A 24,448-nucleotide genomic window follows, 5' to 3' on the forward strand; every position below is an offset into this window, starting at 1 on the left:
GCCGGCGCGACAGACCTTCAAGCTCCTTGCGTTCCTCGGCGCTCAAGTCGATGGTTGCAGCAACTCGTCCCATGCATCGCATCTCCAATCGAATCAACGCAATAATCGCACGAATTACGCGATCATGACACTAGCGCAGCATGCTGATACAGGCGGTTGCCTGCGCTGCTGGTTGTTCAGCCTGCGCCGACACTTAGTTTGTTAACTGTTGTCTTCCATCTTTCTCGCGGGCAACTCCAGCTTCATCTGTGGTCAGCCAGAGCTCGTTCAGTCAGATCGATCAAATTGTATTGGCTTTTGAGACGGAATTTGTAACTTGCCGGCCTTATGCCAGCCTATCTGACAGGAGATCGGTTAGTGACAAAATCGATGGCGAACAGCTCTGCCCAGGCGTGGAAGAGTATCGCATGGCTGACGTTTTTGGGGACCGCCGGGAGTTTGGGCTTTTCGCTAGCCCTCAACTATCTGCTCCTGTTCGCCGATGGGCTCACGCCGTTCGGACGCGGCGTTGTCACGGCAACGCTCGTCCCCCTCGTCATTGGGCTACCGCTTTTCCTGTTGATCGGCTGGGGTCGGGTTGAGATCCGCCGCTATCGGCAAGAGCTAAACAAGTCAGCGACCTACGACGGTCTGACGGGCTGCTTGAACGGAACGGTTTTTACTTCGATCATCGAACGGAGAGTAAAGAAGCCGTCCGAGCGTGGCTCTCGTTCGGGCGCCTTCCTGGTCATCCATCCCGAACACCTTCGATCCATCAACCTGCGATTTGGTATTGAATGGGGCGACGAGGCCTTGCGGCTCATAGCCTCGACCATAAAGTCATCAGTGCGCGAGGAGGATCTGATCGGCCGCATAGGGACATCCATCTTTGGGGTATTTCTACCTGGTGCCACCGAAGAAGACGCCAAGGAGGTCGGTGAGCGTATCCGGGCGCGCGTTGCGCAAGTCTATTTCGCGCCAAAAGGGGCGGAGGATGTCCTGAGCATAGGCGTCGGAGGGGTAGTCTTCGAGGATGAACTCGCGTTCGACGACATGTTCCGGTCCGCCGAGCAGCGGCTATCCAGAAATGGAACCGACTTCGAACTGTCTCGTCTGCCCAGTTGACGATCACAGAGGGGCTAGGACGCCAATCGGAATTTTTGGTCTATGGACTCCTCTAACCAGATATCTGCACCTGCTTTGGACCGCGGCCGATTGGAAGGTTAGGTCATCCGCAGGGATGATGGAGGCTGACCGATCTCCCAGGCCGTGCTGCCGTCCTTGCCAATCGGCTTCCCTGCTTGCAGGACGGGAACTTGCTCCGCCTGCCAAGGCGAACGACGACGAGGACACACCCCACTCGCCCCAGGCGGAGCCACCCGCGAGAGTCGCCTCCACCAGCTTTTACACCCTTCGTTGGCAGCCGACAGACCGCCGGAATAAACAACTTTAAACTGAAGGTTGCATGTCGCAGCCGCTACCCGACATGGTACTTGCGCAATCCCTAAAATAATGGGATGTTGGTTCGGGGTATTGAGTATCGAGTATTGGGTTGGGGGAGCCTCTCGGCTGTTGTCAGTTCCGGGACGCTTTGAAAAAACAGATGAACGTTCTGCAGGTCCTGGTGGGGATACTCACTACGTCGTGCCTTGTGTCGATCTCGACGTATTGGGCAACGGGCTCAATCGGCTGGGCGATCATTAGCCCGATAGTTTTGCAGGTCGGGTATTTTGTCTACATGCTCTGGACGGTCTACGGCGCAGAAGCCGCAGAAGCTGATCCGGGACCCGAGAGCGTTGGCCAGCTCGACCGTAAAGATGGTATCTGGCTCTAGCGCATGACGCGCAGGCCACGCCAATCAGATACGCCGGCCGGTTTTCGCGTCGAAGAGGTGGGCGCATGCGCGATCGACTTCGATCCGCACCTGCGCGCCTTGCCTGAGCGGCAGCCGCTCGCGGAACAGGCAGGAAATTTCCTCGCCGGCGCAGTCGACCTTGGCGAAGATTTCTGAACCCGTGGCTTCCAGAAGCGTGACCGTTCCTGGCATGCCCTGGGCGGTTGCGCGGATATGTTCGGGGCGGATGCCGTAGACAAGTTCGCGTCCTGCAGCGTCAGCCGGGCGGGCACCTTCCGGCAGCGGCAGGATCAGCCCGCCGGCGCTGCGGAACACGCCTTCCTCGATGCGGCCAGCAATGAAGTTCATGGCGGGCGAGCCGATAAAGCCGGCAACGAAGAGATTGGCCGGCTGATCGTAGAGGTCGAGCGGCGCGCCGATCTGCTCGACCAGGCCGTCATGCAGCACGACGATCTTGTCGGCCATGGTCATCGCTTCGATCTGGTCATGCGTGACATAGATGGTGGTGGTGCCGAGCCGCTGGTGCAGCGCCTTGATCTCGCCGCGCATCTGGACACGCAGCTTGGCGTCGAGATTGGAGAGCGGCTCGTCGAACAGGAAGACCTGCGGGTCGCGCACGATGGCGCGGCCCATGGCAACGCGCTGGCGCTGGCCGCCGGAGAGCTGACGCGGATAGCGCTCAAGCAGCTTTTCCAGGCCGAGGATGCTGGCGGCATTCCTGACGCGGCCAGCGGTATCGGCCGGATCGGCTTTCTTGATCTTGAGCGCAAAGCCCATATTGTCGGCCACCGTCATATGCGGATACAGCGCATAGTTCTGGAACACCATGGCGATGTTCCGGTCTCGCGCCCGCAGATTGTTGACCATACGCTCGCCGATGGCAATCTTGCCGCCCGAGATCGTTTCAAGTCCGGCGATCATGCGCAGCAGCGTCGACTTTCCGCATCCCGACGGGCCGACCAGGATGACGAACTCGCCGTCGGCGATATCGACACTGACGTCGTGAATGATCTTGGTGGCTCCGAAAGCCTTCTGCACGTTGTTGATGGTTACCGATGCCATTGGATTTCTCCGGGAGAAAAAGTGATGTCGATCTCGAATGCGTCTTCAGCCGCCCTTCACCGCGCCGGCGGTCAGTCCGGCGACGATCTGCTTTTGCGCGAACATGGTCAGGACCAGCACCGGCAGCGTCACCACCAGTGCGGCGGCGGCGAGCGGCCCCCAACTCACCTGCTCATAGGAAAGCATGTTGTAGACGGCGACCGGCAATGTGCGCGTCTCGCGGCTGGCGAGCACCACGCCGAAGACGAAATTGTTCCACGAAAAGATAACGGACAGAATGAAGGCGACAACGATGCCCGGCTTGGCGATGGGCAGCGCGACCAGCCGGAACACCTGCCAGGAGCTGGCGCCGTCGATGTTGGCCGCCTCTTCCAGCTCCATCGGCGTGGTCTCGAAATAGCCGATCATCACCCAGACCACGATCGGCACCGTCACCACCAGATGGATAATGATCTGCGGCCAGAGCGTTCCGAGGATCCCGATCCATTGGAACAGCAAAAACAGCGGGATGAGATAGGACAGCCCCGGCGTCATGCGGGCGATCATGATGACGATCGCCGATCTTTCAGCCTTGAGCCGCGCTATGCCATAGCCGGCCGGTACGCCGATCAGCAGCGCCAGCAGTGTCGCCGTGCCCGTCACCAGAACCGAATTCCAGAGATAGAGCAGGAAATTGTTCTCCTCGAACACTTTTATATAGTTCGACCAGGCGAAGCGTTCGGGGATCAGGATCGGCGGATAGGCGCCGTTGTCGATCTCGAATTTCAGCGAAAGCGAGATCATCCAGAGAAAGAAGAGGATCGCCGGCGAGACGATGACCAGAGCCGCGAAAAACAGGCCGATCTGGTTGAGCAACCGTGAGCTCATCTATTTGCCCTCCGCATCGTTCCACTGCGAGCGCTGGCGCAGCATCAGGAGGATGAAGGACAGCGCCACAATGACGATGAAGAACACCACGGCCATGGCCGAGCCATAGCCGATGTCGTAGTAGGAGAAGGCGGTGTTGTAGAGATAGATATTGATGGTTTCCGACGCCGTGCCCGGTCCGCCCTGGGTCATCGCATAGATGATGTCGAAGCTCTTCAGCGCATCGATGGTGCGGATGATCAACGCAATCATCAGGAACGGCGCGATCATCGGCAGGGTGAGGTAGCGGAATTGCTGCCAGGCATTGGCACCGTCGATCTCGGCGCTCTCGAACGGCTCGCGCGGTACCGAGGCCAGCCCGCCCAGCACGATCAGCATCACCAGCGGCGTCCACTGCCAGGTCTCGACCGCGACCAGCGAAGGGATGACGGTGTTGGCGTTGAATATCCATTCCTGCGCCGGGATGCCGACCAGCGATAGAAGGTAGTTGAGCACGCCGAGTTGGGGATGGAACATCATGGTCCAGACCAGCGCCACCGCAACCGGCGTTGCCATCATCGGCATGACAAAGACGCCGCGCAGCAGGCCGCGCAGCGGAAACCTGGCGTCGAAGATCAGGGCGGCGACAGTGCCCAGGAACATCGGCGCTGCCACCGATAGCGAGGTGTAGGTTAACGTATGAACAAGGGATTCCCAGAATCGCGGGTCGCTGGCCAGACGGAGATAGTTTTCCATCCCGGCAAAGCTCCGCGACTGGCCGAGCGTCCAGCGGTTGACGCTCATCCAGAGCGTGAAAGCCCAGGGAAAGACGATCACGGCGCTAACGACGACGAGCGCCGGAACGACGAAGGGCCAGTAGTTGGGAGCCAGTCGGACCGACTGGCTCTCCTCGATGGCTTGCGTCGCCGCCCCGGTGCGATCTATCGTCGCCCCGGTGCGACCTGGGGCGATGGTCGACATCAGCCCTGCTCGCTCCTGTCGAGAACCGGCTGGAACTGCGCGGTGGCCTTCTTCAGTTCTTCGGCAGGATCGGCACCGGCAATCATGTTGGTCAACGCCACGCCGTAGATGTCGCGGAACTCGGTGACCGGGATGATCACCGGCAGCGCCAGCCTGCTGATATTGCCGGACTGAACCACCGCATCGAGCCAGCTTGCCGGCATGGTGACGCCTTCGCGCACCTTGGGATCTTCCAGCACCGACTTGCGGAACGGCACGCCGGCGCCGGCCTGGAGCAGGCGTGCGCCCATCGCCGGGGAAACCGCCCACTGACAGAAGAGATAGGCAGCTTCCTTCTTTTCGCTGGAGGCGGTCACGCCGAGGCCGTCGCCAAACGTCCCGGAGGCATGCGCCTTGGGCCCCTTGGGCATGACGCCATAGCCGACCTTGCCGACCACGCGCGACTTTTCGGGATTTTCCATCGGCGGGGCAAAACCCACGCCATCGAACCACATGCCGATCTTGCCTTGCAGGAAGGCGGACTGCGCTTCGGCCCAATTGAAGCCGGTGACACCGGGAGGGGCGGACTTGGTCATCAGCCTCTGGTAGAGGGCAGCGGCCTCGATCGCCTCGGGCGTTTCGGTGCGCAGCTTTCCCTTGTCGTCGAGCGGCGTCATGTCGTAGCCGAGCATCAGCGACGTCCACACCGGCGTGTTGGCATTCTTGAGGCCGCGGGCGACGAAACCGAACGTGTTGGTCGATGGATCGGTCAGCGTTTCGGCGGCGGCCACCAGCTGGTCGAACGATTCAGGGTATTTGAGGCCCTTGGCCTCGAACAGCTCCTTGTTCCAGTAGACGATCCAGTAGTCCACCGAGAAAGGCAGCGAACGCAGCACGCCCTGGTTGTCTTTGGCGAAAAGCATGCCGGCTTCGGCAAAATCGCTTTCAACCAGCCCTGGATCGGTCAGGGTCGGGTCGGCGAGATAGCCGGCGATGTCGGCTAGCCAGCCACCCTTTTCGAACTGACGCTTCTGCACGTGATAGCTCAAATGCACGACATCGAAGCTCGGTCTGCCGGAGCTGAGCTCGATCACCGTCTTCTGCCGCTGCTGCTGTTCCGGCGTCGCCTCGGCGTTGACCTTGATGCCGGTCAGCTCCTCGAATTCGGCGATATATTTCAGGATGGTGTCGCTGCGCGGGCTTTTAACCAGATTGACGTCGAGCGTCGTGCCGGCAAAGCGCTTCCAGTCGACGCTGGCGGAAAAACTCGGGCGAAGGCCCGCCAGGCCCGCGGCGGCGAGCGCCGTGGTTCCTGCAAGGACTTGCCTTCTTGTTGGCTTGAACGGATTGGACGACATTTCTTCCTCCCTGGGTTGCTGTCGTTGTGGCTAGTGTCGCGGCAGCCGCGAACCATACTTCCTCAGATCTGGAGCGCCAACCGGCGCGCGTTGTCGATATGCCGGCTGATCGCCTCGACCGCCTTTTGCGGGTCGCGGCTCTCGAGCGCTTCGATCACCGTCAGGTGCTCCTGCATCACCGGCACGACGCGCCCGTCGATACGGAAACGCTCCTGGTGGATAAGCCTGATCTTTACCGAGTTGACCAGATACGCCTTGGCGATGATCTCGTTGCCCAGCGCATCGATGAAGGTGTCGTGCATGGCCCAATCGATGTTCTGGGCCCTGGCTTCCATTTCCGGCGTCGGCGCCTGCGACAGCGCTTGAGCCAGCATGTCCTCATGCTCGTGCCGCAGGCGGGCGAGCTCGGCGTCGGAGGCATTGACGGTGAACAGCGCCACCGCTTCGCGCTCCATGAACAGGCGAAACTGGAAGGCCTCGCGGATCAGGTTGATGTCAATATGGGCGATCTGCATGCCGCGCTGCGGGATAGTCGTCAAAAGCCCCTCGGCCTCGAGACGCGGCACGATCTCGCGGATGGCGCCAAGCGGCAGCCCGGTAAAGGCAACCAGTTCACGCTGCGACACGAACTGTCCCGGCCTGAGATCGCGGGCCAGCAAATGCCGCGTGAAACTAGCATAAGCTCTTTCCCTGAGGGTTGCCGGTTCGCTGCTGTCGTCCATTTCAGCGCGCTTCCCTTTGCCGGTCAGGCCGGCTCTGTCGCAAACAGCCGGTCATAGGCGGCAGCAAGCTGTTGCCGCCCCTGCGAAGCGATCGGCTCCAGCGGCGGACGGACAGCCAGCCAGCGCTCGTCGCCGGTCTTGCGCGCCACCATGACCTTCACCGCCGGGGTGACCGGATATTTGAGCAATTCGAGCACGAAGCTCTCGACACGGGCATCGTCGCGCCCATCCTCGGCCATGGCACGGATTTCACCGGTGACGAAATTGGCCATGCCGGAAATGGCGCCCTGCCCGCCCTGGCGCACACTTCTGGCCAGGTGCCGCTCGTCGCCGATCAGGACCACCAGGTCGCCATGAGCTCTTAGCAGCGCCTCGCTGTAACTCCAGTCGCCACCCGAATCCTTGACGCCGGCGACCACGCCGGGGAAGGCCGCACGCAGCCGACCGATCAGGCCAAGCGGGAGCGGCACCATGGTTACAGAAGGGATGTTGTAGAGGAGGACGCCGCGGGCCAGTGGGCCGAGCGCAGCGAAGACGGCGGAAAACCATCCGAACAACCCGTCCTCGCCGACATTCTTGAAGTAGCTCGGTGGAGCCAGCAGGATGTTGCGGACACCGCACTGCAAGGCATGCTGCGCCTGTTCGGCAGCGTCTTCGGCCGCATCGACCAGCACGCTGGCGACGAGCTGATGTGCCGGAATGCCGGCGGCCAGCATGGCCTCGGTAACAATCCGCCGCTCTCCCGTGCCCACCGAGGCGCCTTCACCGGTGGTGCCGAAGAGCGTTGCGCTGCTGCAGCCGGCGCCAAGGCAAGCCCGGGCCTGCGTGATCATGGGAGAGATGGCGATTTGCCCGGAAGCCTCGAAAGGCGTGGTGAGGGCAACCGAAAGACCAAAGCGCGAGGCCACTGCTATTCTCTCCAGATATCAATGTGCAGCAGTCGTAGCACACTAACATGTTAGTTGTAAATTGCGGCGACGCTCTTTTCGAACGACGTCGACATCGGGCTCTATGAGGCGGATTTAGGCGGCTGCCGTTTTTCCGCCGGCGCAATCCCTACTGTCCCGTCGCGTCCGCGTAGATATCGAGGACACGGGTGATGCTGCCGATCAGAAGGTCGTGCGCGAGGGGCTTGACCCGGCCTGCCGCAACCTCGGCGTCGAGCTGCCCCAGATACTGGCTTATCAGAGGCCGGGGAATGTCCTTCTCGCTCAGCACGTCCAGCAGCGTCTGTGTCGCGCGCTGCGCCTCCGGCGTCGGCCAGTAATAGCGGATGCGGTCGCTGAGCGAGAAATGCCGCTGCACGCACTGCTCGTCCGGCGTGCCCAGATAATATTGCTGCCAGTTGTCCGGTGACGCCAGCATAATGCGTTCCATCGCGGCACTCAGGCTCTCGCGCGAAGGGTCCGGCGCGAGGATATCGCCGATGTGGCTGAGCCCGTACAGCGCTTCGCGAAGCGCGAAGGTCAGCCAGGGGCCGACCTTGAGAATGGCGAAGCCGTCGCGAACGAGAGCGTTAAGCGCTTCGGCCGGCTGGTAGTCGGTCGAATGCGCTTCAAAAACAACTTTTGGCATGCGGTCGAGCACGGCCGCGAGTTCGGTCGCCTTGGCCGGAGCATAGGGCACGATTTCGGTATTGCCGAACTCGACTCCCGGCTGGACGACGACGCCTATCGCTCGGGCAAAAGCGGCCTCGAGGCCGGCGCGGGAAAACGCTCGGGCGTGTACCTCCACCGTTCGCAAAGCATCGTCCGGCGCGGTCACATGCAAGTGGTCGAGCGCCTCCAATGCACCGCCCGGCACCGGCACTTCGGTGCCGATGACGTAGACCGGTTTTTCGCCGCCTGCCCGCTCGACCGCCGCCTCGGCGGTTTCAGCAAGTTCGGCCGCGCGCGCGGCGATCGTTTCGTCGGCAAGCACGGCTGGATCGTCGGCGCAGGCCATGCTCGTATCCAGATGCATCTTGGTGAAGCCGGCGCTCGCATAGGCATCGATCATCGCCCCCGCCTTCTTCATCGCAGCGGCCGCAGCCAAATGTTTCCACGGATTGGGTCCGAGATGATCGCCGCCAAGGATCAGGCGATCGACTGGGAAACCCGCTTTCAGCGCATGCGCCTCGACGAAGCTGCGAAAGCCGGCGGGCGTCATCCCGGTGTAGCCGCCCTCGTGGTTGACCTGGTTGCAGGTGGCCTCGATCAGCACGTCCGCGTGCCGCGCGGCGCCGTGACGCAGGGCAGCCTCGATGACCAGCGGATGCGCCGAGCAGACCGAGGCGATGCCGCTTCTCTCGCCTGCGGCGCGCCTGGCCGCAATGTTCGCAAACCTTCGCGTCGCGTCACTCACAGCGTGTTGCCCGTGGCGATGAATGCCTCGACCGCTTCAAGCGGGAAAATGCCTTCCATCGGCCCCTTGCGGGTGACGGCAAGCGCACCGCAGGCATTGGCGATCCGCAGGGCTTCGGCAGGAGCCGCCCCGCGCAGCCAGAACGAGACGAAGGCAGCACCGAAACAATCGCCCGCGCCGGTCGGATCGACCTCGTCGACGGCAAAGCCGGACGAGGCGACCGCACCGTGATGATCATGATAAACGGCGCCGGCGGCGCCTTTCTTTAAGACGATGCAGGACAGGCCACGGGCGAGCAATTCGTCGACTGCGCCCTTCTCGTCCTTCGCCGATGAAAACAGGAAGAGCTCCTCGCCGCTCGGCAGGAAGATGTCGGCTCGCGCCAGCACATGATCGAGCGCCGCGCGCATGCCGGACGCCTGCATGATCTCCCGGCGGATGTTCGGATCGAAGGACACGGTTCCACCTTTGGCCTTGACAGTCTCGATCGCCGATAGCGTCACCGCGATGGCGCGGTCGGAAAACAGCGACGAACCCATGACATGGACGTGATCGGCGCTAGCGAGCAAGTTTGTTGCCGCCGCGTCGGTCTCGATCAGGCCGGAGGCGCTGTTGCGGATGTTGAAGACGAAATGCCGGCTGGCGTCGGCCCGGTAGGTGACGAAGGCCGTGCCCGTTGCATGGCCCTTGTGTACCGCGATCGCCGACACGTCGGCGCCCAGTGCCCGCAGCCGCTCTATATTCAGCCTGCCGAAATCGTCGTCGCCCACGGCGCCGATGAGACCGGCCGGCTGGCCGAGCGCCGCCGCCTGGCCGATGAAGATGGCAGGCGCTCCGGACGGGTAGGGTCCAAGCAGCGGACCAGGCTCGAGAAAGCTCTGGCCGATCCGCTCGGCCATGATCTCGACCAGAATCTCGCCGGCACTGACCAGCTTCCTCATCTCGCGGAATCCCTCCCGGCGTTTCGCCCCGGCCTCGCTTCTGATGAACCGCGCGAGCACTTTCCGGGTGACATGAATTTCGAATTCGACCACGGAGGTGAATACGGCTTGTGCTTTTTCGCGTCAATTAATAAATTGACGCATGAAAACTATCAAAATTGTCTGTAAAGTTTCGCCTTGCAGATGCGCGCTGGCGTACCGTATGTAGACCGGGCAGCGCTCGCAGCAGCGCGGGGGCTTTGATGTCGATGACACACAAGACGATGGAGGATTTTGCTCGCTCTTGCGGCGTCTCCAGGCCGACACTGTCGAAATATTTCGACGATCCGACCAGCGTCAAGCCGGCGACACGTCAGCGGATCGAGGTAGCGCTGCGCTCGTCCGATTACCAGCCCAATCTCTTTGCGCGAAACCTGAACCGCAAGCGGACCCGCAGCATCGGCATTGTCGTGCCGACGGTCGCCGATCCCTTCTATTCCGAGATGGTCAGCCGAATCGAACTCAGGCTGCGCGACGAAGGCTACTGGCCGATCGTGATCTCCTCGCACGGCTCGCGCGAGCTCGAAGTGGAAGCAGCGCGAACCATTCTTTCGCTGAAAGTCTCCGGCGCGCTGATTGCGCCGCTCGGCCTGCGCTCAGACCACCGCACGCTGGAGAAGCTGACACAGACCATACCGATCGTCTATTTCGACACTTATCTCGAGGGCGACACGCCATTCGTCGGCAACAACAACAGCCAGAGCGTCTCGACCATCGTCGATTATCTCTGCCGCTCCGGCGATGCCCCGGTCTATTTCGACATCCCGCACGTCAACCACAATTCGCGCGAACGCCTGAACAGCTATGTTGGCGCCATGCAGCGGCTTGGGCATGAGCCGATGCTCATCGGCAACACCTATGACTACACCTGGGATTTCGAACGGATCGGCTACGAGCAGATGGAAGCGATGCTCGCCCGTGGCGGTCTGCCGGGCAAGACCATTCTGTGCGCCAACGACCGTCTCGCCTTCGGCGTGATGGCCGCCGCCTACTCGCAAGGCCGCAAGGTCGGCCGCAAGGGCGATTGCGACCTGCGGGTCGCAGCCCATGACGACCATCCGCTGAGCCGCTACACCTGCCCTGCCCTCACCACCATGGCGCAGGATTTCGCTTCGATGGCGGGACGCAGCGTCGAGACGCTGCTGGCCTTGCTGGACGAGGACGACGCGGCAGTTGCCCCCAAGGTCAGTCTCGACGCGACGCTGGTCATGCGTCAGTCGGCCTGAGCGTTTCCAAAGACAGGATCGAAGCCGCGCCATGCGGCAACCGCCGCGCCGACCGCTTGCCGCGCCGCCGGAACATGACGGCCCATCGACACGAAGCCGTGGATCTGGCCGGGCCAACGCCGCAGGACGACCGGCACACCGTCATCTTCCAGACGCTTGGCATAAGCCTCGCCTTCATCGGCGAGGATGTCGTGACCGGCGATGGCGACAAAGGCCGGGGCTGCGGCGGCAAGGCTCGCGGCTTTGAGCGGCGATACGCGCCAGTCGCCAATGTCCCTGGCATCGCGGATGTAGTGGTCGCGGAACCAGGCCATGGTCGCCGCGGTGAGACCATAACCCTCGGCAAAGCGGCGATAACTGTCTGCCGCCTGCGAGGCGTCCGTATTCGGATAGAACAGCAGTTGCGCAGTCGGCGGGTTCTTGTCGCCGCGCGCAAGCAGGCAAAGCACGGTAGCGAGATTGCCGCCGGCACTGTCGCCGGCGACAGCGAGTCGCTCTGCATCGATGCCGAGGTCGCCCGCGCGCTCCTGCATGAAGGAAAGTGCGGCACGGCAATCTTCGATCGCCGCCGGAAATTTGTGCTCCGGCGCCAACCGGTAGTCGGGGGAGACGACGACGCAGGCCGCCATATTGGCAAGCCACCGGCAGATCTCGTCATGCGACTCGAGATTGCCGATCACCCAGCCGCCGCCATGCAGATAGAGCAGCGCCCGGGCAGCGGCCCCGCTCGCGCCCTGTCCGCGATAGATCCTGAGCGTCAACGGGCCGCCTGGCCCGGCGATGATGCGCTCGGTCAGCGAAGCGACAGGCTCACGCTCACCTTGCAATGCCGGAAAGCCCTGCTCATAGGCGCGGCGCGCTTCTTCGGGCGTGCCAGCTTCGAATGGCGGGGCAGCCGCCTGCCGGTCGAGCCCGAGCACATGCCGCGCCTCCGGATCGAGCAAGGGCGAAAGCGATGTCGTCATGGTAGGTCCCCTCCGATATCAGGCAAGCAGGCTGGCCGCTTCGTCTTCCCCAAGAAGCGGCGGCTGATCAACCTTTGTGTTGACGGCGACGGACTCACGGCTTTCTCCCGAAGTGAGAATCGCCTCCATGATCTCCAGCACATGCAGCGCAAGGTCGCCGGACGCCCGCGGCTTTCTTCCGGTTGCCAGCGCGCGAGAAAGGTCGGCGACGCCGAGCATGCGGTAGTTGGCGCGGTCCGGCGCGGCATAGGGCCAATTGCGCAAGCCATAGAGTTCGCTCTCACTGTGGAAGTCGGCCCAGTCGGCCCCACGTTCCGACAGCGAAACGGTGCCGCCGAACGTGTCCGGATCGGGCAGCCTGAGCGAGCCTTCGGTACCGTGCAACTCGATCGGATGGTTGGAGTGCCTGAAGACATCCCACGAGGCGCCGAAGGTGACGGTGGCGCCTGAGCGGAACTTCAGCAGCGACAGGATGTTGGTCGGTGTGCCGACCTTGAAGCTGATGTTCCGGTAGGGGCCTTCGGCGGTGATCAGCCGCTCCTCCTGGCCCCGCGTCGCCATCGCCATCACGCGGGCCACCGGCCCGAGCAAATTGACCAGCATCGTCAGGTAGTACGGACCCATGTCGAAGACCGGTCTGCCGCCGGGCTGATAGTAGAATTGCGGATTGGGATGCCAGTGCTCCATGCCGCGCCCCATCATGAAGGCGGTGCCGGTCACGGCGCGGCCGATCGCGCCCTCGTCCATGAGGCGGCGCGCCCGCCGTCCGGCGGCGCCGAGGAAGGTGTCCGGGGCCGAGCCCAGCAGCAGCCCGCGCTCCGCCGCCTCGGCGACAAGGCGCCGGCCGTCGCTTGCCGAGGTTGCCAGCGGCTTTTCGGTGAAGACGTGCTTGCCCGCCGAAAGCGCTGAAAACGAAATATCGAAATGCGCCGCCGGGATGGTCAGATTGAGGACAAGCTCTATCTCCGGGTCGGCCAGAAGCGCATCGACGCTGACCGCCCGGATGCCGTATTCGCTGGCGCGCAGGGCGGCAATATCGGGCGATATGTCGGCGCAGGCGCGCAGTTCGACCTCACCGAACAGAGCCGCATTGTGCAAATAGGTCATCGAGATGTTGCCGCACCCGACAACGCCGATACCGAGCTTGGCTCCTGATTTTCCCGGCATTTTCTAGTCCACCTCCCGACGCGGCATGCCCTGGCTGAGTTACTGCACCAGCAACGGATCACATTCGAAAGCAGGCTTTACAGCATTTTTAAATGTTGACGCGCGTAAAATTTTTATGGAACATGCGGAAATGCTGCCTGGGAGGCTGCCAGAGCAAGGAGGAGAAAATGACTGATATCGTCAGGCTCGCCATCGCTGATCCCCGCGCTCGAGCCCTGCTACAACGCTGGCCACGACATTCCTGTGCCTCTTCGCCGGGTCGCCAGCTGCCTTCGCGCTGTCACGGCTCAACGTCAAGGGCCGCGTCGGCATCCTGAGGGTCATCCTTTCGGTGTCGATGTTTTCGCAGACCGCGCTGGGTCGGGCCCTGGGGTGACATCGCCGCAGCTTCGGCCGTCGTCACCGTCCCTTTGATCGTGCTGGTGCTGTTCTTCCGGCGGCACATCATCGAAGGGCTGACGCAGGGCGGCATCAAGGAATGAAAGGACGATCGTGAAAGACCTGAAAGTCGGATGCCAGACCTTTACCTGGGAAATGCTCGGAGAGCGTTTTACCGGCGGTCCCGACGACCTCCTGAAGGCGATCGCCGATGGCGACTATGCCGGCATCGAGATCACCGACACGATGATCGGCCGCTATGCCGGCAGGCCGGCGGAATTCGCCACGGCATTGAAGTCGGCCAGGCTGACGCTCGTCTCCTTCGCCTTCGGTTCGAAGAGCGGCTTCACGCTGAAGGAGAAGATCGGCGCCGACCTCGAGACCGCGAAACGCTGGATCGACTTTGCCGCTGCCTTTCCAGGCGCGCTGGTGTCGATGGGCTCGGCCACCGTCGTGTCCGATGGCCCGCGCGACGACAAATTCGCCATCGCGGCCGAGGTCTACAACAAGGCCGGCGAACTCGGGCTCAAGGCCGGCGTCCAGGTCGCCGTCCATCCGAGTTCCCATCACAACACGCTGCTCTTCGACCGTGCCGATTATGACCGGATTTTCGCTCTGATCGACCCCTCGCTCGTCGGCTGGGTGCCCGACACCGGCCACATACTGCGCGGCCATCAAGACATGATCGACACACTCACCACCTACCGCGACCGCATCCGCTACGTGCATCTGAAAGACGTCGATGCCAGCGGCACCTGGGCGATGCTCGGCAAGGGCGTCTGCGACACCCAAGCGGTGATCGACATCGCCAGCGCCGCACCTCGTTTCAACGGCTGGCTGGTGCTGGAAGAGGAATCCGAGATCGCCGCCGCCGATCCGGCCGCCGCGGTCAAGACCAACCGCCAGACGATGCGCGGCTACGGCGCGTGAGGAAGAGACCATGATCCGGAAGCAAGACCGTCGCCTTCGTGTCGGCGTGCTCGGCTGCGGGCCGATCGCCCAATTCGCCCATCTCGAATCCTGCGTGAAGGCCGGGAACGCCGATCTCTATGCGATCTGCGATGCCGCCCCCGATCTTCTGGCGCGCATGGGCGCGACCTATGAACCCGAAAAAATGTATGGCGATTACGATGAGATGCTCGCCGACCCGCAACTGGAGGCGGTGATCGTCGCGACCTCCGACGCCTACCACGTGCCGATGTCGATCAAGGCGCTCAAGGCCGGCAAGCACGTGCTGTGCGAAAAGCCGATCGGCGTCTCGATCGAGGAAGGCGAGATGCTCGCCGATGCGGTCAGGCGCTCCGGCAAGGTACTGCAGGTCGGTCACATGAAGCGCTTCGACCCGGCGCTGGAAGCGGCGCGCAATTTCGTCCGCGATGAGATCGGCGAGATCCTGGCGCTAAAAGCCTGGTATTGCGATTCCACTCACCGCTACACCAACACCGACGCGGTCCAGCCGCTGCCGGTCACCAGCAAGCTGGCGCGCAAGCCGGGTGGCAATCCGAAGGCCGATCTCAGGCAGTATTTCATGCTCGCGCACGGCTCGCACCTCGTCGACACTGCGCGCTTCCTGTGCGGCGAGATCGTCGCCGTGCGTGCCCGCCTCAACGAGCGTTTCGGCGCCTATTGCTGGTTCGTCGAAACCGAATTCGCCAACGGCGCGCTTGGCCATCTCGACCTCACCGTGGCTGTCCGCATGGACTGGCACGAGGGCTTCCAGCTCTATGGCGAAAACGGCTCGGTGATCGCGAAGACCTTCAACCCCTGGTATTTCCGGGCGAGTGAAGTCGATATCTTTCACGAGAAGGATGCAACGTCGCGAAAGCCGCTCGGCGCCGACGGGCATTTCTTCAGGCGCCAGCTCGAAGGCCTCGCCGAGACAATCCTTGACGGCAAGCCGATGCGCGGCGCCAACGTCGAGGACGGCCTTGCCTCGATCCGCGCCATGGTGGCGATCGCCCGTTCGGTCGAAACCGGCGATCGCGTCGAGATCGCCAGCGTCACGGGAGCGGTCTGATGCAGATCGGGGTGTTCGCCAAGACCTTCCCGGGCAGCGAACCGGCCGGCGTACTGGCAGCGGTCCGCGACGCGGGATTTGCCGTCACCCAGTTCAACCTGGCCTGCGCCGGCCTGCCGTCGATGCCGGATGCGGTACCGGAAGACGCCATTAATGCCATCGCGGCCGCGTCAAATGCTTGCGGTGTCGCGCTGGTGGCGCTCTCGGGCACCTACAACATGGCCCATCCCGACAGAGCTGTGCGCAACGACGGCCTGCGCCGGCTTGGCGTGGTCATCAAGGCCGCGGCAGACCTTTCTGTTCCGCTGGTCACCTTGTGCACGGGAACGCGCAACGCGGACGATCAGTGGGCGTATCACCCTGACAATGCCGCCCCTGAGGCATGGGACGACATGGCGAGCGAGATGGAAAAGGCGCTTCAACTCGCCGAGCGCCACGGCGTTGATCTCGGCATCGAGCCCGAACAGGCCAACATCGTCACCTCGGCGTCGGACGCGATGCGCCTCATCGCCGAGATGGGCTCGAAACGGCTGCGCATCGTGCTCGATCCGGCCAACCTGTTCGAACAGGCGAGCCCGGCCGAAGCACGCGACATCGTCGCCGCCGCCGTCGAAACCACGGCAGGCCATGTCGCCATGGCGCACGCCAAGGACCGTTTCGCCGACGGCCGCTTCGCCACCGCCGGGAAAGGTGTCGTCAATTTCCCGGATTTTGTCGCTCGACTAAAGGTATCAGGCTTTGACGGGGCGCTGGTCACCCACGGCCTTTCGGCCGACGAAGCGCCCGGGGTCGCCCGCTTCCTGAAGGGGCTGACCTGATGCGCCGCCTTGCCAAGCTGCTTCGCGATGACGCATTGCTCCAAGTCTGCGACCACGGCGACGGGCTTGCGGTTGTCTTTCAGCACGGCCTGGGCGGTGGCGAGGCGCAGGTCGCCCAGGCTTTCCCTTCCGGGCCGGGGTTGCGGCGCATCACGCTGGAATGCCGTGGACACGGCGCGTCCGGACTGGGCAGCCGCCGGCCGTTTTCCCTGGAGATGTTCGCGGACGATGTTGTTGCCGCCGCCGATCAGGCCGGCCTCGATCGTTTCGTCGCCGGCGGCATTTCCATGGGCGCCGCGATCGCCATGCGCCTGGCCTGCCGTCATCCGGACCGCGTCGCGGGTCTTCTCCTGGTGCGGCCGGCCTGGATTTTCGACAGCGCGCCGGTGAACCTGCGGCCGATCGCCGAGGTTGCCAAGCTTATCCTGGACCACGGCCCCGACAAGGCGAGGGCGATCTTCGCGCAATCGGAAACCGCCGCGCGCCTGCAGCGCGACGCGCCCGACAACCTTGCCTCGCTGTTCGGCTATTTCGACCGGACGGACGCCGCGCCATTCGCGCAGGTCCTCGCCGACATTGCCGACGACGGCCCGGGCGTTTCGGCGAGTGACGCCGCTGCCCTTGGCATCCCCACGCTCGTCATCGGCAATGCCATGGATGCGGTGCATCCGCTGACGGCGGCCCATACGCTCGCGGCGGCGATCCCCGGCGCAACCTTTGCCAAAACCTCTCCCAAGGCACTCGACAGCCTCAGGCATTTCGCCGAGCTGCAGGCTGAGATCACGACCTTCCTTCACACCTACTCGAATTTCCGGAGCCTCATTCCGTCATGACGACCAAAACCCTGTCCGGTCCCGCCGCCATCGCCGCCCTGCCGCGCAACCGGCTGCTCGGCGAGTTTTCGCTGTGGTCGGCCGACCTTGCCAATATGGAGCGCGACCTGAAGCGCATAGAACCTCATGTCGATCTCCACCACATCGACGTCGCAGACGCCCGCTTCACCCCCGGCTTCCTGTTCTTCCCGGATCTGGTAGCGCGGATCGCCGGGCTGACGGCAAAACCGATCCATGTGCACCTGATGGTCGAAGCGGGGATCGTCGAGGAGCAGACGCGCCAGTTCATCGAGGCCGGTGCCGACCTAGTCAGCGTCCATGCCGAAAACGGCGAAGCCGGCCTGCGCGCCGTGCGGCTTGCGCATCAACTCGGCGCCGAGGCCGGCGTGGTGCTCAGGCTGGAAACGCCGGTCGCTGCGGTCACCCCGTTCCTGCCCGAAGTCGCGTTTGTGACGCTCCTCGGCACATCCATCGGCGTCAAGGGCCAGAGCCTTTCCGACCAGGCTTGCCCCCGCCTGATTGAGGCACGCATGCTGATGCAGCAAGCCGGTCGCGAGGCCGATCTCATCCTGGCTGCCGACGGCGGCATCCGCCACGAGACGGTGCCGCGCCTGCGCGCCGCCGGGGCCGAGACGGTGGTGCTCGGATCGCTGGCATTCGGCGACCCTGACCTCGCGCAGCGCATGGCCTGGCTGCGTGGACTGAAGGTCGCCGCCTGATGACAAGACTGGCCCTCGCCTTCGATCTCGGCGGAACGGAGCTGCGCGGCGCGCTGGTCGAGAGCGGCGGCCGCATTGTCGCGCAGGTTTCGGCGCCGACGATGGCGATCGCGGGATCGGATGCGGTGATCGGCCAGATCATTGCACTGGCCGAGGCGCTTCTGACACAGCGCCCACAGGCGGATGTCGCCGGGATCGGCATCGGCGCGCCGGGACCGCTCGATCCCAAGGCCGGCATCGTGATCGCGCCGCCGACGCTGGCCGGCTGGCACGACGTGCCGTTGATCGACATTCTCGGCAAGCATTTCGGCCTGCCGGTGCGGCTGGAAAACGACGCCAACGCGGCCGCCCTTGGCGAATGGCGCTTCGGCGCCGGCCGAGGCAGCGGATCCCTGGTATTCGTCACCGTGTCGACCGGCATCGGCGGCGGGGTCGTTGCCGACGGCCACATCTATCACGGCCGGCGCGGGCTGGCGGCCGAAATCGGCCACATGACCATCACCGGCGAGGGCGACCGCTGCTTCTGCGGCGCCGTCGGCTGTTTCGAGGCGGTCGCCTCCGGAACCGCGCTCGGGCGGCGTGCCACAGCGCTGACAACGCCGGGCGACGGCTCCCGGCTCAGGCGCCTTTCGGCTGACGGCGATGTTTCAGCCAGGCACGTCGTCGAAGCCGCACGTGCCGGCGATATCAGCGCGCTCGAATTGATCGAGGCGGAGGCGAAGTGGCTCGGCATCGGCTTCACCAACCTGCTTCACCTCTATTCGCCGGACCTGATCGTCATGGGCGGCGGCCTCGCCAATGGCTTCGACCTGTTGGCTCCAACCATCAGGGCGACCGTCGAGCAGCGGGCGATGCCGGCCTACCGGGATGTGCCGATCGTGCCGGCGCAGCTTGGCGACCGCGCAGGACTGATCGGCGCGGCCAGCCTGATCCTGTGGGAAGGCGAACCGGGCGCGCCATTGGCGATGGCGCAGGACGAGGACAACAAAGACGGCGCGACTGAGCGTGCCGGCGCCAGGGAGACAAGCCATGGCTGAGCTCAAGCTGCGCGGTGCGCGCAAATCCTACGGGTCCGTCGAGATCATCAAGGGGCTTGATCTTGACGTCGAGGACCGCGAATTCGTCGTCTTCGTTGGCCCGTCCGGCTACGGCAAATCCACGCTGCTCCTGCTGAAGCTGAAGGTGGCGTCGACTGGCCCCGAAGGCGTCACCGTAACCTTGCCGGACGGCAAGGCGCTGACCGAGCAGGTCGCCGCCGGTGCAAGCAAATCTGGCGACGATCTGCTGCTCGGCATGCGGCCGGAACATCTCCGCATCTCGGCCAACGGACAATTCAAGGGGCAAGCCGTGCTGGCGGAGCGGCTTGGCAGCCTGACCATCCTGCATGTCGAGATCGCGCCTGACATCACTTGGTCGTCCAGGCCGAAGGCAGCGACAGGACGCCGTTGCACAGCCCGATCGCGCTCGACATCTCGCCATCGGCTTGCCACCTATTTCGCACCGATGGGCCAGCGCTGGCGCCTCTGCAACCGGCCTGACGGCGTGCACTTGCAGTTTGACCCGGACCACTGACGACGCCGCATCGAGCCTGCTTCGACTTCCCAGCAGTGTCGATTTCTGCTGCATCGCAGCACATCAAAAACCACTGCACACCATTTTAAATCTTGACGCGTGTCAAATTTTTCTAAAACATGCGGAAATGCTGACAGGCATCGGTCAGCGCTCTGGGAGGAGAAATGCCTGACACGAACAATGACCCGGAACGGTTCCTGAACCGGCGAGCCGCATGGCAATCGCCCAGTGGTCGGCAGCTTTTCGCAAGTGCCGGGCTGGCCTTAGCCGGCACAGGCATTCCGTTCGCCGGACAACGGGTCAATTGCGGCACAACCAACAATTAGGAGGAGGCAGAAGCATGCGTATGTTCAATTGCCTGTCGCTTGGCGCAGGCCTGTTTGCAGCCATCATTTCCATGCCGGCCCAAGCCCAGGACGCAGCCCGCGTCGCGGCTATCGTCAAGGGTCTCGACAATCCCTTCTTCCAGTATATGCACCAGGGCATCGAAGAGCAGGCCAAGGCCGAGGGTGTGGCCGTCACTATCCAGGCAGCCGCCAATATGGGCGACGCCACCGGGCAGGCCGATCGGTTGACCGCCATGGCCATGCAGGATTTCGATTGCTATCTGGTCAATCCGATCAGCGTCAGCAACCTCGTCCAGGCACTTGTGCCTGTCGCCCAGAAGAACAAGCCGATCGTCAACATCGACAGCACCATCGACGCCGAGCAGGCCAAGGCCGCGGGCTTCACCATCTCAACCTATATCGGCACAGACAACGTTGCCGCCGGCGTGCTGGCAGGCGAAGAGATGCTGAAGCTGGTTCCTGCAGGCTCCAAGGTCGCGCTGGTGGCCGGCATCGTCGGCGATGTCGGCAGCAACGCCCGCATCAAGGGCTTCAAGCAGGCTGTCGAAGGCAAGCTCGAAGTCGTGGTGATGGTCAGTGCCGACTGGGATCGCGAGAAGGCACTCACCGCTGCCACCGACATCCTGGCCGCGCATCCCGATCTCGCCGGCTTCTTCGCCGCCAACGACATCATGGCGCTCGGCGTTCAGCGCGCCGTCCAGACCTCGGGCAAGGACGTCAAGGTGATCGGCCTCGACGGCATCGTCGACGCGTTGAAATCGGTCGCGGCCGGCGAACTCGCCGCGACCGTCGCGCAATATCCCTATGTCGTCGGTGCCATGGGCGTGGAAGCCTGCAAGGCAGCGGCCATGGGCAAGGAACTGCCCGCCAACGTGCCGGCGCCGGTTCTGTTGATCAACAAGGACAATGCCGAAGCCTCGCTGAAGAACTTCCCGCGTCCGGGCGGCGACTATCCCGATCCCTTCCGCGAGATGTTGAAGTGAGCATTCCTGAACAAAACGCGCCCGTGCATACCGCGGGCGCGGCGGAGGAGAGCCGCCCCTCCCTGTCGGCTCTCCTCCTGGATCCTTCCTTCTGGGCCGACTGGGCATCGGTCGTCGGCCTTGTCGGCCTCGTCATCGTCTTCGGCATTAGTCAGCCGGTCTTTCTCAGCATCGCCAATTTGCAGGCCCTGCTGCTGGCCGCGGCAATCCTGGTCGTGCTGTCGATCGGCCAGACCTTCGTCGTCGCCACCGCCGGCATCGATCTCTCCTTGGCGGCAGCCGTCATGCTGGGCGCCATCATCCTCGGCCTCGTCGATGCCGCGGGGTATGGCATCTTCCTCGCCTGTGTGCTCGCCGTAGCCGCCACCAGCGCGGTCGGCTTCCTCAATGGCGTGCTCATCACAGCCGGGCGAATACCCGACTTCGTGGTAACGCTCGGCACGCTTTCGGGCGTCACCGGGCTCGGCCTGATCTTGTCGGGCGGCGAGCCGATAATGGTCGGCTCGCCTTTCCTGCTGCGGCTGGCCTCCGGCTCCTTTGGACCGTTCGGCTATCCCGTCTGGGTGGCGATATCGGCCGTTCTGGTGGCGCATATCGCGCTCTACCACACCCGCTTCGGCGTGCATCTGCTGGCGACCGGCGGCCAGGTCGAAAGCGCCAGCGCGCTCGGCATCCGCACCAACCGGGTCAAGATCGCCGCCTATACGATTTCAGGCTTCTGCGCCGGCATCGCCGCACTGCTCCTGGTCGCGCGCATCGGCTCGGCCGAACCGCAGATCAACACCAGCCTTCTGCTGAATTCGGTGGCGGCGGTGGTTCTCGGCGGTGTCAGCCTGTTCGGCGGCCGCGCCAGCATTCTTGGCCCGGCGATCGGTGCGCTGATGCTCACCGCTCTCGTCAACGGGCTAACGCTGCTCAGCGTTTCGGCCTTCTACCAACCCCTTGCCGTAGGGGCCATCGTGGTGCTGGCGGCACTGATCATGCGGTATCAGAAATGAGCGCCGTCAATCACTCCCCGTCGGCCGACGCGATCCTCGCCTGCGAAGGGCTGAGCAAGCATTTCGGCGGCATCCGAGCCTTCACCGATGTCGCCTTCCAGGCCCGCCGTGGCGAGGTCACGGCGGTGATCGGCGACAACGGCGCCGGCAAGTCGACACTGATACGCTGCCTGGTCGGCGTGCATGTGCCGGATGCAGGAGACATCTTCTTCGACGGGCGGCCGCGTCCCTTCGCCAATCCCGACGAGGCGCGTAAGGCCGGCATCGAGACGGTGCACCAGAACCTGGCGCTCATCGACGAACTGACCGTCGCCCAGAACCTGTTCCTCAACCGCGAGATCGTGCGTCGGATCGGTCCCTTCGCCCTGCTCGACCGCAAGGCGATGAAACAGCAGGCGCGCGCCATGCTGTCGCGCCTGTCGATCAACATGCCTTCGGTCAGTCAGCGCGTGCGGCGCCTTTCGGGCGGACAACGACAGGCGATCTCGATCTGCCGCGCCGCGGGTTCCGGCGCCAAGCTGGTGGTGATGGACGAACCAACCGCAGCGCTCGGCGTGCAGGAGACGGCCAATGTCGAAGCCCTGATCCGGCGGCTGCGCGAACAGGCCGTCAGCGTCATCCTGGTCAGCCATAATTTCGATCAGGTGCGGTGCCTGTCCGACCAGATCTGGGTGATGCGAGCGGGACGGATGGTGGCGACGGTGCGTGCCTCGGAGACGACCGGCAACGAACTCGTTGCGCTCGTCACCGGCGCCGCATGACGGACGGCCGGGTCGAGCCGCACCTGTCGCTATAACGAGCTGTTGGCTGAAACAATTGGTTTGCAAAGGGAGTGTGCCGTGGCGGTAATCCGTGTCGGACTTGTGGGTCTTGGCGAGGTCGCGCAGTCGATCCATCTGCCGGTGCTGAGCGATCAGCGCGACCGCTGGCTGATATCAGGCGTCTATGATGTTTCGCCGAGCCTGGTGGCGCTCTGCCGGTCCCAAAACCCGACGGCTGCGGCCTTTAATTCCGCCGAAGAGCTGATCGATTCGCCGGATATCGACGCGGTTTTCATCCTCTCGTCCGACGAAACCCACAGCCGTTTCGTCCGTGCCGCCGTCCAGGCGAACAAGCATGTCCTCCTGGAAAAGCCCGCCTGCCTGACGGTGCGCGAGATCGACGAGCTTCTGGCGCTGACGCCAAACTACGCCAAGACGATCCTTGTCGGCTACATGCGCCGCTACGCGCCGGCCTATCTGGCAGCGATGGAGGAACTGCCTGACTTCGCCGATATCACCCATGTCCGAATCTTCGACCTGATCTCCGAGGGCCGGCATTTCCTGAAGAAGAGCCAGAACGTCCTCTATCCCCGGGATATCGACCCGGCGCTTCTGGAGCGTGGCGCCAAGGAGCGCGACACGCTGATTCGAGAAGTGGTGGGCTCCGATGCGCCGGCCGATCTCGTGCGCGCCTATCGCGGCCTGACGGCGCTGAGCTCGCACCATATTTCGGCGATGCGCGGGCTGCTCGGCGAACCGGTTCGCGTGCTGGCGGCGCACCGCACCAATGGCGGCGCCAACACCAGCGTGACCTTCGACTACGACCATTTCGCCTGCTGCTACGACGCAGTGGTCGACGATCTCGGCCTGTTCGACGCGATGATCGAGGTGCGCTCGAATACCAAGCGGGTCCGCATCATCTACGACACACCCTACATCCGCAGCCTGCCGACGCGGCTAGAAGTGACGGAGGCCGGCGCAGCCGGCCCGGTGACGCGGACATACGGGCCGCTCTATGGCGACGCCTTCTCGAATGAACTTGAGACCTTCCATCGCCACATCACCGACGGGACAAAGCCACTGACCGACCTCGCCGATTCACGTCGCGACCTGGCGCTGATGGCCGAGATCATCGAGCAGATGAAGAAGACTGGCGGGCGCTGAAGCCTGCCTACTTGCCGCAATGGTGATCGTTGATCTTGTTCAACGCATTCGCGTCGGGGCCGACCCTTTGGTAGGAGCAGGCTCCGGCGGCCGTCGTGAACAACTGCTGGTCATAGTAGCGCGGGCCGCCGAACAGGATGTCGATGATGTCGCCTTCGGCGGGAACGTAGCGTTCAGGGTCAGCCCGTTGGTCGCGACTTCCAGCGAAGGCCGCGGCGGACATGCTGCAGCCCATCGCGAAAGCGAGCGCGCAGATCGCAAAGCGTTTTGTCGTCATCGGCAACACCCTTCTGGCCGTTCGGGTTCCCACCATACATCCAAAATCGCCAGCCGAACAAAAGTTCCCTGAACGGCACTCTGGCCAACCAGCTCAACCTGTTTCTCGACCAAGCTGG

The 24,448-nt window shown here is 63.6% G+C and carries 26 protein-coding genes and 1 pseudogene; 16 read left to right on the forward strand and 11 right to left on the reverse strand.

The features are described from left to right. The 3 genes from AC0L3I_RS00005 to AC0L3I_RS00015 all read left to right on the forward strand — a co-directional run. On the forward strand, nucleotides 1-205 hold a 205-nt coding region (locus AC0L3I_RS00005; RefSeq protein WP_473525550.1), incomplete at its 5' end, for a hypothetical protein. A gap of 152 nt (nucleotides 206-357) precedes the next feature. Beyond that, entirely contained in the window at nucleotides 358-1,104 is a 747-nt protein-coding gene (locus tag AC0L3I_RS00010; protein WP_473525551.1) for a GGDEF domain-containing protein, read from the forward strand. 478 nt (nucleotides 1,105-1,582) lie between these two features. Then, nucleotides 1,583-1,813, forward strand: a complete 231-nt coding sequence (locus AC0L3I_RS00015; protein WP_473525552.1) for a hypothetical protein — start codon at nucleotides 1,583-1,585, stop codon at nucleotides 1,811-1,813. 24 nt (nucleotides 1,814-1,837) lie between these two features. On the opposite strand, the gene AC0L3I_RS00020 is transcribed toward AC0L3I_RS00015, so the two are convergent. The 8 genes from AC0L3I_RS00020 to AC0L3I_RS00055 form a co-directional block, all read right to left on the reverse strand. After that, on the reverse strand, nucleotides 1,838-2,896 hold the full coding sequence (locus tag AC0L3I_RS00020; protein ID WP_473525553.1) for an ABC transporter ATP-binding protein: 1,059 nt from the start codon (nucleotides 2,894-2,896) through the stop codon (nucleotides 1,838-1,840). A gap of 45 nt (nucleotides 2,897-2,941) precedes the next feature. After that, entirely contained in the window at nucleotides 2,942-3,763 is an 822-nt protein-coding gene (locus tag AC0L3I_RS00025; protein WP_473525554.1) for a carbohydrate ABC transporter permease, read from the reverse strand. Continuing rightward, nucleotides 3,764-4,723: a carbohydrate ABC transporter permease gene (locus AC0L3I_RS00030; protein WP_473486890.1), complete on the reverse strand. Its 960-nt coding sequence runs from the start codon at nucleotides 4,721-4,723 to the stop codon at nucleotides 3,764-3,766. Then, a complete protein-coding gene (locus AC0L3I_RS00035; protein WP_473525555.1) occupies nucleotides 4,723-6,060 on the reverse strand; it encodes an ABC transporter substrate-binding protein in 1,338 nt (445 codons plus the stop codon). The genes AC0L3I_RS00030 and AC0L3I_RS00035 overlap by 1 nt, the downstream gene beginning before the upstream one ends. A 62-nt stretch (nucleotides 6,061-6,122) precedes the next feature. Beyond that, complete coding sequence (locus AC0L3I_RS00040) at nucleotides 6,123-6,782, reverse strand: GntR family transcriptional regulator (RefSeq protein ID WP_473525556.1); 660 nt, start codon at nucleotides 6,780-6,782, stop codon at nucleotides 6,123-6,125. 23 nt (nucleotides 6,783-6,805) lie between these two features. Next, nucleotides 6,806-7,690, reverse strand: a complete 885-nt coding sequence (locus AC0L3I_RS00045; RefSeq protein WP_473525557.1) for a dihydrodipicolinate synthase family protein — start codon at nucleotides 7,688-7,690, stop codon at nucleotides 6,806-6,808. A 148-nt stretch (nucleotides 7,691-7,838) separates the two neighbouring features. Then, nucleotides 7,839-9,125 (reverse strand): D-tagatose-bisphosphate aldolase, class II, non-catalytic subunit, encoded by a 1,287-nt coding sequence (locus AC0L3I_RS00050; protein WP_473525558.1) that lies wholly within the window; start codon nucleotides 9,123-9,125, stop codon nucleotides 7,839-7,841. Beyond that, nucleotides 9,122-10,066: a sugar kinase gene (locus AC0L3I_RS00055; protein WP_473525559.1), complete on the reverse strand. Its 945-nt coding sequence runs from the start codon at nucleotides 10,064-10,066 to the stop codon at nucleotides 9,122-9,124. The genes AC0L3I_RS00050 and AC0L3I_RS00055 overlap by 4 nt, the downstream gene beginning before the upstream one ends. Before the next feature lie 239 nt (nucleotides 10,067-10,305). On the opposite strand from AC0L3I_RS00055, the gene AC0L3I_RS00060 reads away from it, so the two are divergent. Further along, the gene (locus tag AC0L3I_RS00060) at nucleotides 10,306-11,331 is read left to right on the forward strand and encodes a LacI family DNA-binding transcriptional regulator (RefSeq protein WP_473525560.1); all 1,026 of its coding nucleotides are present in this window, start codon (nucleotides 10,306-10,308) and stop codon (nucleotides 11,329-11,331) included. Here AC0L3I_RS00060 and AC0L3I_RS00065 read toward each other — a convergent pair. Further along, nucleotides 11,319-12,296, reverse strand: coding sequence for an alpha/beta hydrolase (locus tag AC0L3I_RS00065; RefSeq protein ID WP_473525561.1), 978 nt, complete (start codon nucleotides 12,294-12,296; stop codon nucleotides 11,319-11,321). The genes AC0L3I_RS00060 and AC0L3I_RS00065 overlap by 13 nt on opposite strands. Before the next feature lie 18 nt (nucleotides 12,297-12,314). After that, nucleotides 12,315-13,463 (reverse strand): Gfo/Idh/MocA family protein, encoded by a 1,149-nt coding sequence (locus tag AC0L3I_RS00070; RefSeq protein WP_473525562.1) that lies wholly within the window; start codon nucleotides 13,461-13,463, stop codon nucleotides 12,315-12,317. Nucleotides 13,464-13,828: 365 nt separating this feature from the next. Between AC0L3I_RS00070 and AC0L3I_RS00075 the strand changes: the two are divergent. The 12 genes and pseudogenes from AC0L3I_RS00075 to AC0L3I_RS00130 form a co-directional block, all read left to right on the forward strand. Further along, nucleotides 13,829-13,945, forward strand: a pseudogene (locus AC0L3I_RS00075) (carbohydrate ABC transporter permease); the annotation flags it as partial. A 52-nt stretch (nucleotides 13,946-13,997) separates the two neighbouring features. Then, nucleotides 13,998-14,771 (forward strand): sugar phosphate isomerase/epimerase family protein, encoded by a 774-nt coding sequence (locus AC0L3I_RS00080; protein WP_473525976.1) that lies wholly within the window; start codon nucleotides 13,998-14,000, stop codon nucleotides 14,769-14,771. 10 nt (nucleotides 14,772-14,781) lie between these two features. Then, complete coding sequence (locus AC0L3I_RS00085; protein WP_473525563.1) at nucleotides 14,782-15,858, forward strand: Gfo/Idh/MocA family protein; 1,077 nt, start codon at nucleotides 14,782-14,784, stop codon at nucleotides 15,856-15,858. Further along, entirely contained in the window at nucleotides 15,858-16,676 is an 819-nt protein-coding gene (locus AC0L3I_RS00090; RefSeq protein ID WP_473525564.1) for a sugar phosphate isomerase/epimerase family protein, read from the forward strand. Before AC0L3I_RS00085 ends, AC0L3I_RS00090 begins: the two co-directional genes overlap by 1 nt. Beyond that, nucleotides 16,676-17,509 (forward strand): alpha/beta fold hydrolase, encoded by an 834-nt coding sequence (locus tag AC0L3I_RS00095; RefSeq protein ID WP_473525565.1) that lies wholly within the window; start codon nucleotides 16,676-16,678, stop codon nucleotides 17,507-17,509. Before AC0L3I_RS00090 ends, AC0L3I_RS00095 begins: the two co-directional genes overlap by 1 nt. Next, nucleotides 17,506-18,228, forward strand: coding sequence for a ribulose-phosphate 3-epimerase (locus AC0L3I_RS00100; RefSeq protein WP_473525566.1), 723 nt, complete (start codon nucleotides 17,506-17,508; stop codon nucleotides 18,226-18,228). Before AC0L3I_RS00095 ends, AC0L3I_RS00100 begins: the two co-directional genes overlap by 4 nt. Next, nucleotides 18,228-19,265, forward strand: a complete 1,038-nt coding sequence (locus tag AC0L3I_RS00105) for an ROK family protein (protein WP_473525567.1) — start codon at nucleotides 18,228-18,230, stop codon at nucleotides 19,263-19,265. Before AC0L3I_RS00100 ends, AC0L3I_RS00105 begins: the two co-directional genes overlap by 1 nt. Continuing rightward, nucleotides 19,258-19,800: a TOBE domain-containing protein gene (locus tag AC0L3I_RS00110; protein WP_473525568.1), complete on the forward strand. Its 543-nt coding sequence runs from the start codon at nucleotides 19,258-19,260 to the stop codon at nucleotides 19,798-19,800. The genes AC0L3I_RS00105 and AC0L3I_RS00110 overlap by 8 nt, the downstream gene beginning before the upstream one ends. A gap of 340 nt (nucleotides 19,801-20,140) precedes the next feature. Beyond that, a complete protein-coding gene (locus AC0L3I_RS00115; protein ID WP_473486905.1) occupies nucleotides 20,141-21,130 on the forward strand; it encodes a sugar ABC transporter substrate-binding protein in 990 nt (329 codons plus the stop codon). Next, entirely contained in the window at nucleotides 21,127-22,128 is a 1,002-nt protein-coding gene (locus AC0L3I_RS00120) for an ABC transporter permease (RefSeq protein WP_123150262.1), read from the forward strand. The genes AC0L3I_RS00115 and AC0L3I_RS00120 overlap by 4 nt, the downstream gene beginning before the upstream one ends. Then, nucleotides 22,125-22,889: an ATP-binding cassette domain-containing protein gene (locus tag AC0L3I_RS00125; protein WP_473525569.1), complete on the forward strand. Its 765-nt coding sequence runs from the start codon at nucleotides 22,125-22,127 to the stop codon at nucleotides 22,887-22,889. Before AC0L3I_RS00120 ends, AC0L3I_RS00125 begins: the two co-directional genes overlap by 4 nt. Before the next feature lie 78 nt (nucleotides 22,890-22,967). Further along, on the forward strand, nucleotides 22,968-24,053 hold the full coding sequence (locus tag AC0L3I_RS00130; RefSeq protein ID WP_473486907.1) for a Gfo/Idh/MocA family protein: 1,086 nt from the start codon (nucleotides 22,968-22,970) through the stop codon (nucleotides 24,051-24,053). A 7-nt stretch (nucleotides 24,054-24,060) separates the two neighbouring features. Here the strand turns inward: AC0L3I_RS00130 and AC0L3I_RS00135 are convergent, their stop codons facing one another. Continuing rightward, nucleotides 24,061-24,330 carry a hypothetical protein gene (locus AC0L3I_RS00135; protein WP_473486909.1) on the reverse strand — a complete coding sequence of 90 codons (270 nt, stop codon included), beginning with the start codon at nucleotides 24,328-24,330 and terminating at the stop codon, nucleotides 24,061-24,063. Nucleotides 24,331-24,448 lie beyond the last annotated feature (118 nt).

Source organism: Mesorhizobium sp. WSM4840 (assembly GCF_055811755.1).

What these genes read in the sequence shown, in the direction of transcription:
- AC0L3I_RS00015 (WP_473525552.1), top strand. Translation starts at nt 1,583, where the DNA reads ATGAACGTTCTGCAGGTCCTGGTGGGGATACTCACTACGTCGTGCCTT.
- AC0L3I_RS00020 (WP_473525553.1), bottom strand. Translation starts at nt 2,896, where the DNA reads ATGGCATCGGTAACCATCAACAACGTGCAGAAGGCTTTCGGAGCCACC.
- AC0L3I_RS00025 (WP_473525554.1), bottom strand. Translation starts at nt 3,763, where the DNA reads ATGAGCTCACGGTTGCTCAACCAGATCGGCCTGTTTTTCGCGGCTCTG.
- AC0L3I_RS00030 (WP_473486890.1), bottom strand. Translation starts at nt 4,723, where the DNA reads ATGTCGACCATCGCCCCAGGTCGCACCGGGGCGACGATAGATCGCACC.
- AC0L3I_RS00035 (WP_473525555.1), bottom strand. Translation starts at nt 6,060, where the DNA reads ATGTCGTCCAATCCGTTCAAGCCAACAAGAAGGCAAGTCCTTGCAGGA.
- AC0L3I_RS00040 (WP_473525556.1), bottom strand. Translation starts at nt 6,782, where the DNA reads ATGGACGACAGCAGCGAACCGGCAACCCTCAGGGAAAGAGCTTATGCT.
- AC0L3I_RS00055 (WP_473525559.1), bottom strand. Translation starts at nt 10,066, where the DNA reads ATGAGGAAGCTGGTCAGTGCCGGCGAGATTCTGGTCGAGATCATGGCC.
- AC0L3I_RS00065 (WP_473525561.1), bottom strand. Translation starts at nt 12,296, where the DNA reads ATGACGACATCGCTTTCGCCCTTGCTCGATCCGGAGGCGCGGCATGTG.
- AC0L3I_RS00070 (WP_473525562.1), bottom strand. Translation starts at nt 13,463, where the DNA reads ATGCCGGGAAAATCAGGAGCCAAGCTCGGTATCGGCGTTGTCGGGTGC.
- AC0L3I_RS00080 (WP_473525976.1), top strand. Translation starts at nt 13,998, where the DNA reads ATGCTCGGAGAGCGTTTTACCGGCGGTCCCGACGACCTCCTGAAGGCG.
- AC0L3I_RS00085 (WP_473525563.1), top strand. Translation starts at nt 14,782, where the DNA reads ATGATCCGGAAGCAAGACCGTCGCCTTCGTGTCGGCGTGCTCGGCTGC.
- AC0L3I_RS00090 (WP_473525564.1), top strand. Translation starts at nt 15,858, where the DNA reads ATGCAGATCGGGGTGTTCGCCAAGACCTTCCCGGGCAGCGAACCGGCC.
- AC0L3I_RS00095 (WP_473525565.1), top strand. Translation starts at nt 16,676, where the DNA reads ATGCGCCGCCTTGCCAAGCTGCTTCGCGATGACGCATTGCTCCAAGTC.
- AC0L3I_RS00100 (WP_473525566.1), top strand. Translation starts at nt 17,506, where the DNA reads ATGACGACCAAAACCCTGTCCGGTCCCGCCGCCATCGCCGCCCTGCCG.
- AC0L3I_RS00105 (WP_473525567.1), top strand. Translation starts at nt 18,228, where the DNA reads ATGACAAGACTGGCCCTCGCCTTCGATCTCGGCGGAACGGAGCTGCGC.
- AC0L3I_RS00110 (WP_473525568.1), top strand. Translation starts at nt 19,258, where the DNA reads ATGGCTGAGCTCAAGCTGCGCGGTGCGCGCAAATCCTACGGGTCCGTC.
- AC0L3I_RS00115 (WP_473486905.1), top strand. Translation starts at nt 20,141, where the DNA reads ATGCGTATGTTCAATTGCCTGTCGCTTGGCGCAGGCCTGTTTGCAGCC.
- AC0L3I_RS00125 (WP_473525569.1), top strand. Translation starts at nt 22,125, where the DNA reads ATGAGCGCCGTCAATCACTCCCCGTCGGCCGACGCGATCCTCGCCTGC.
- AC0L3I_RS00135 (WP_473486909.1), bottom strand. Translation starts at nt 24,330, where the DNA reads ATGACGACAAAACGCTTTGCGATCTGCGCGCTCGCTTTCGCGATGGGC.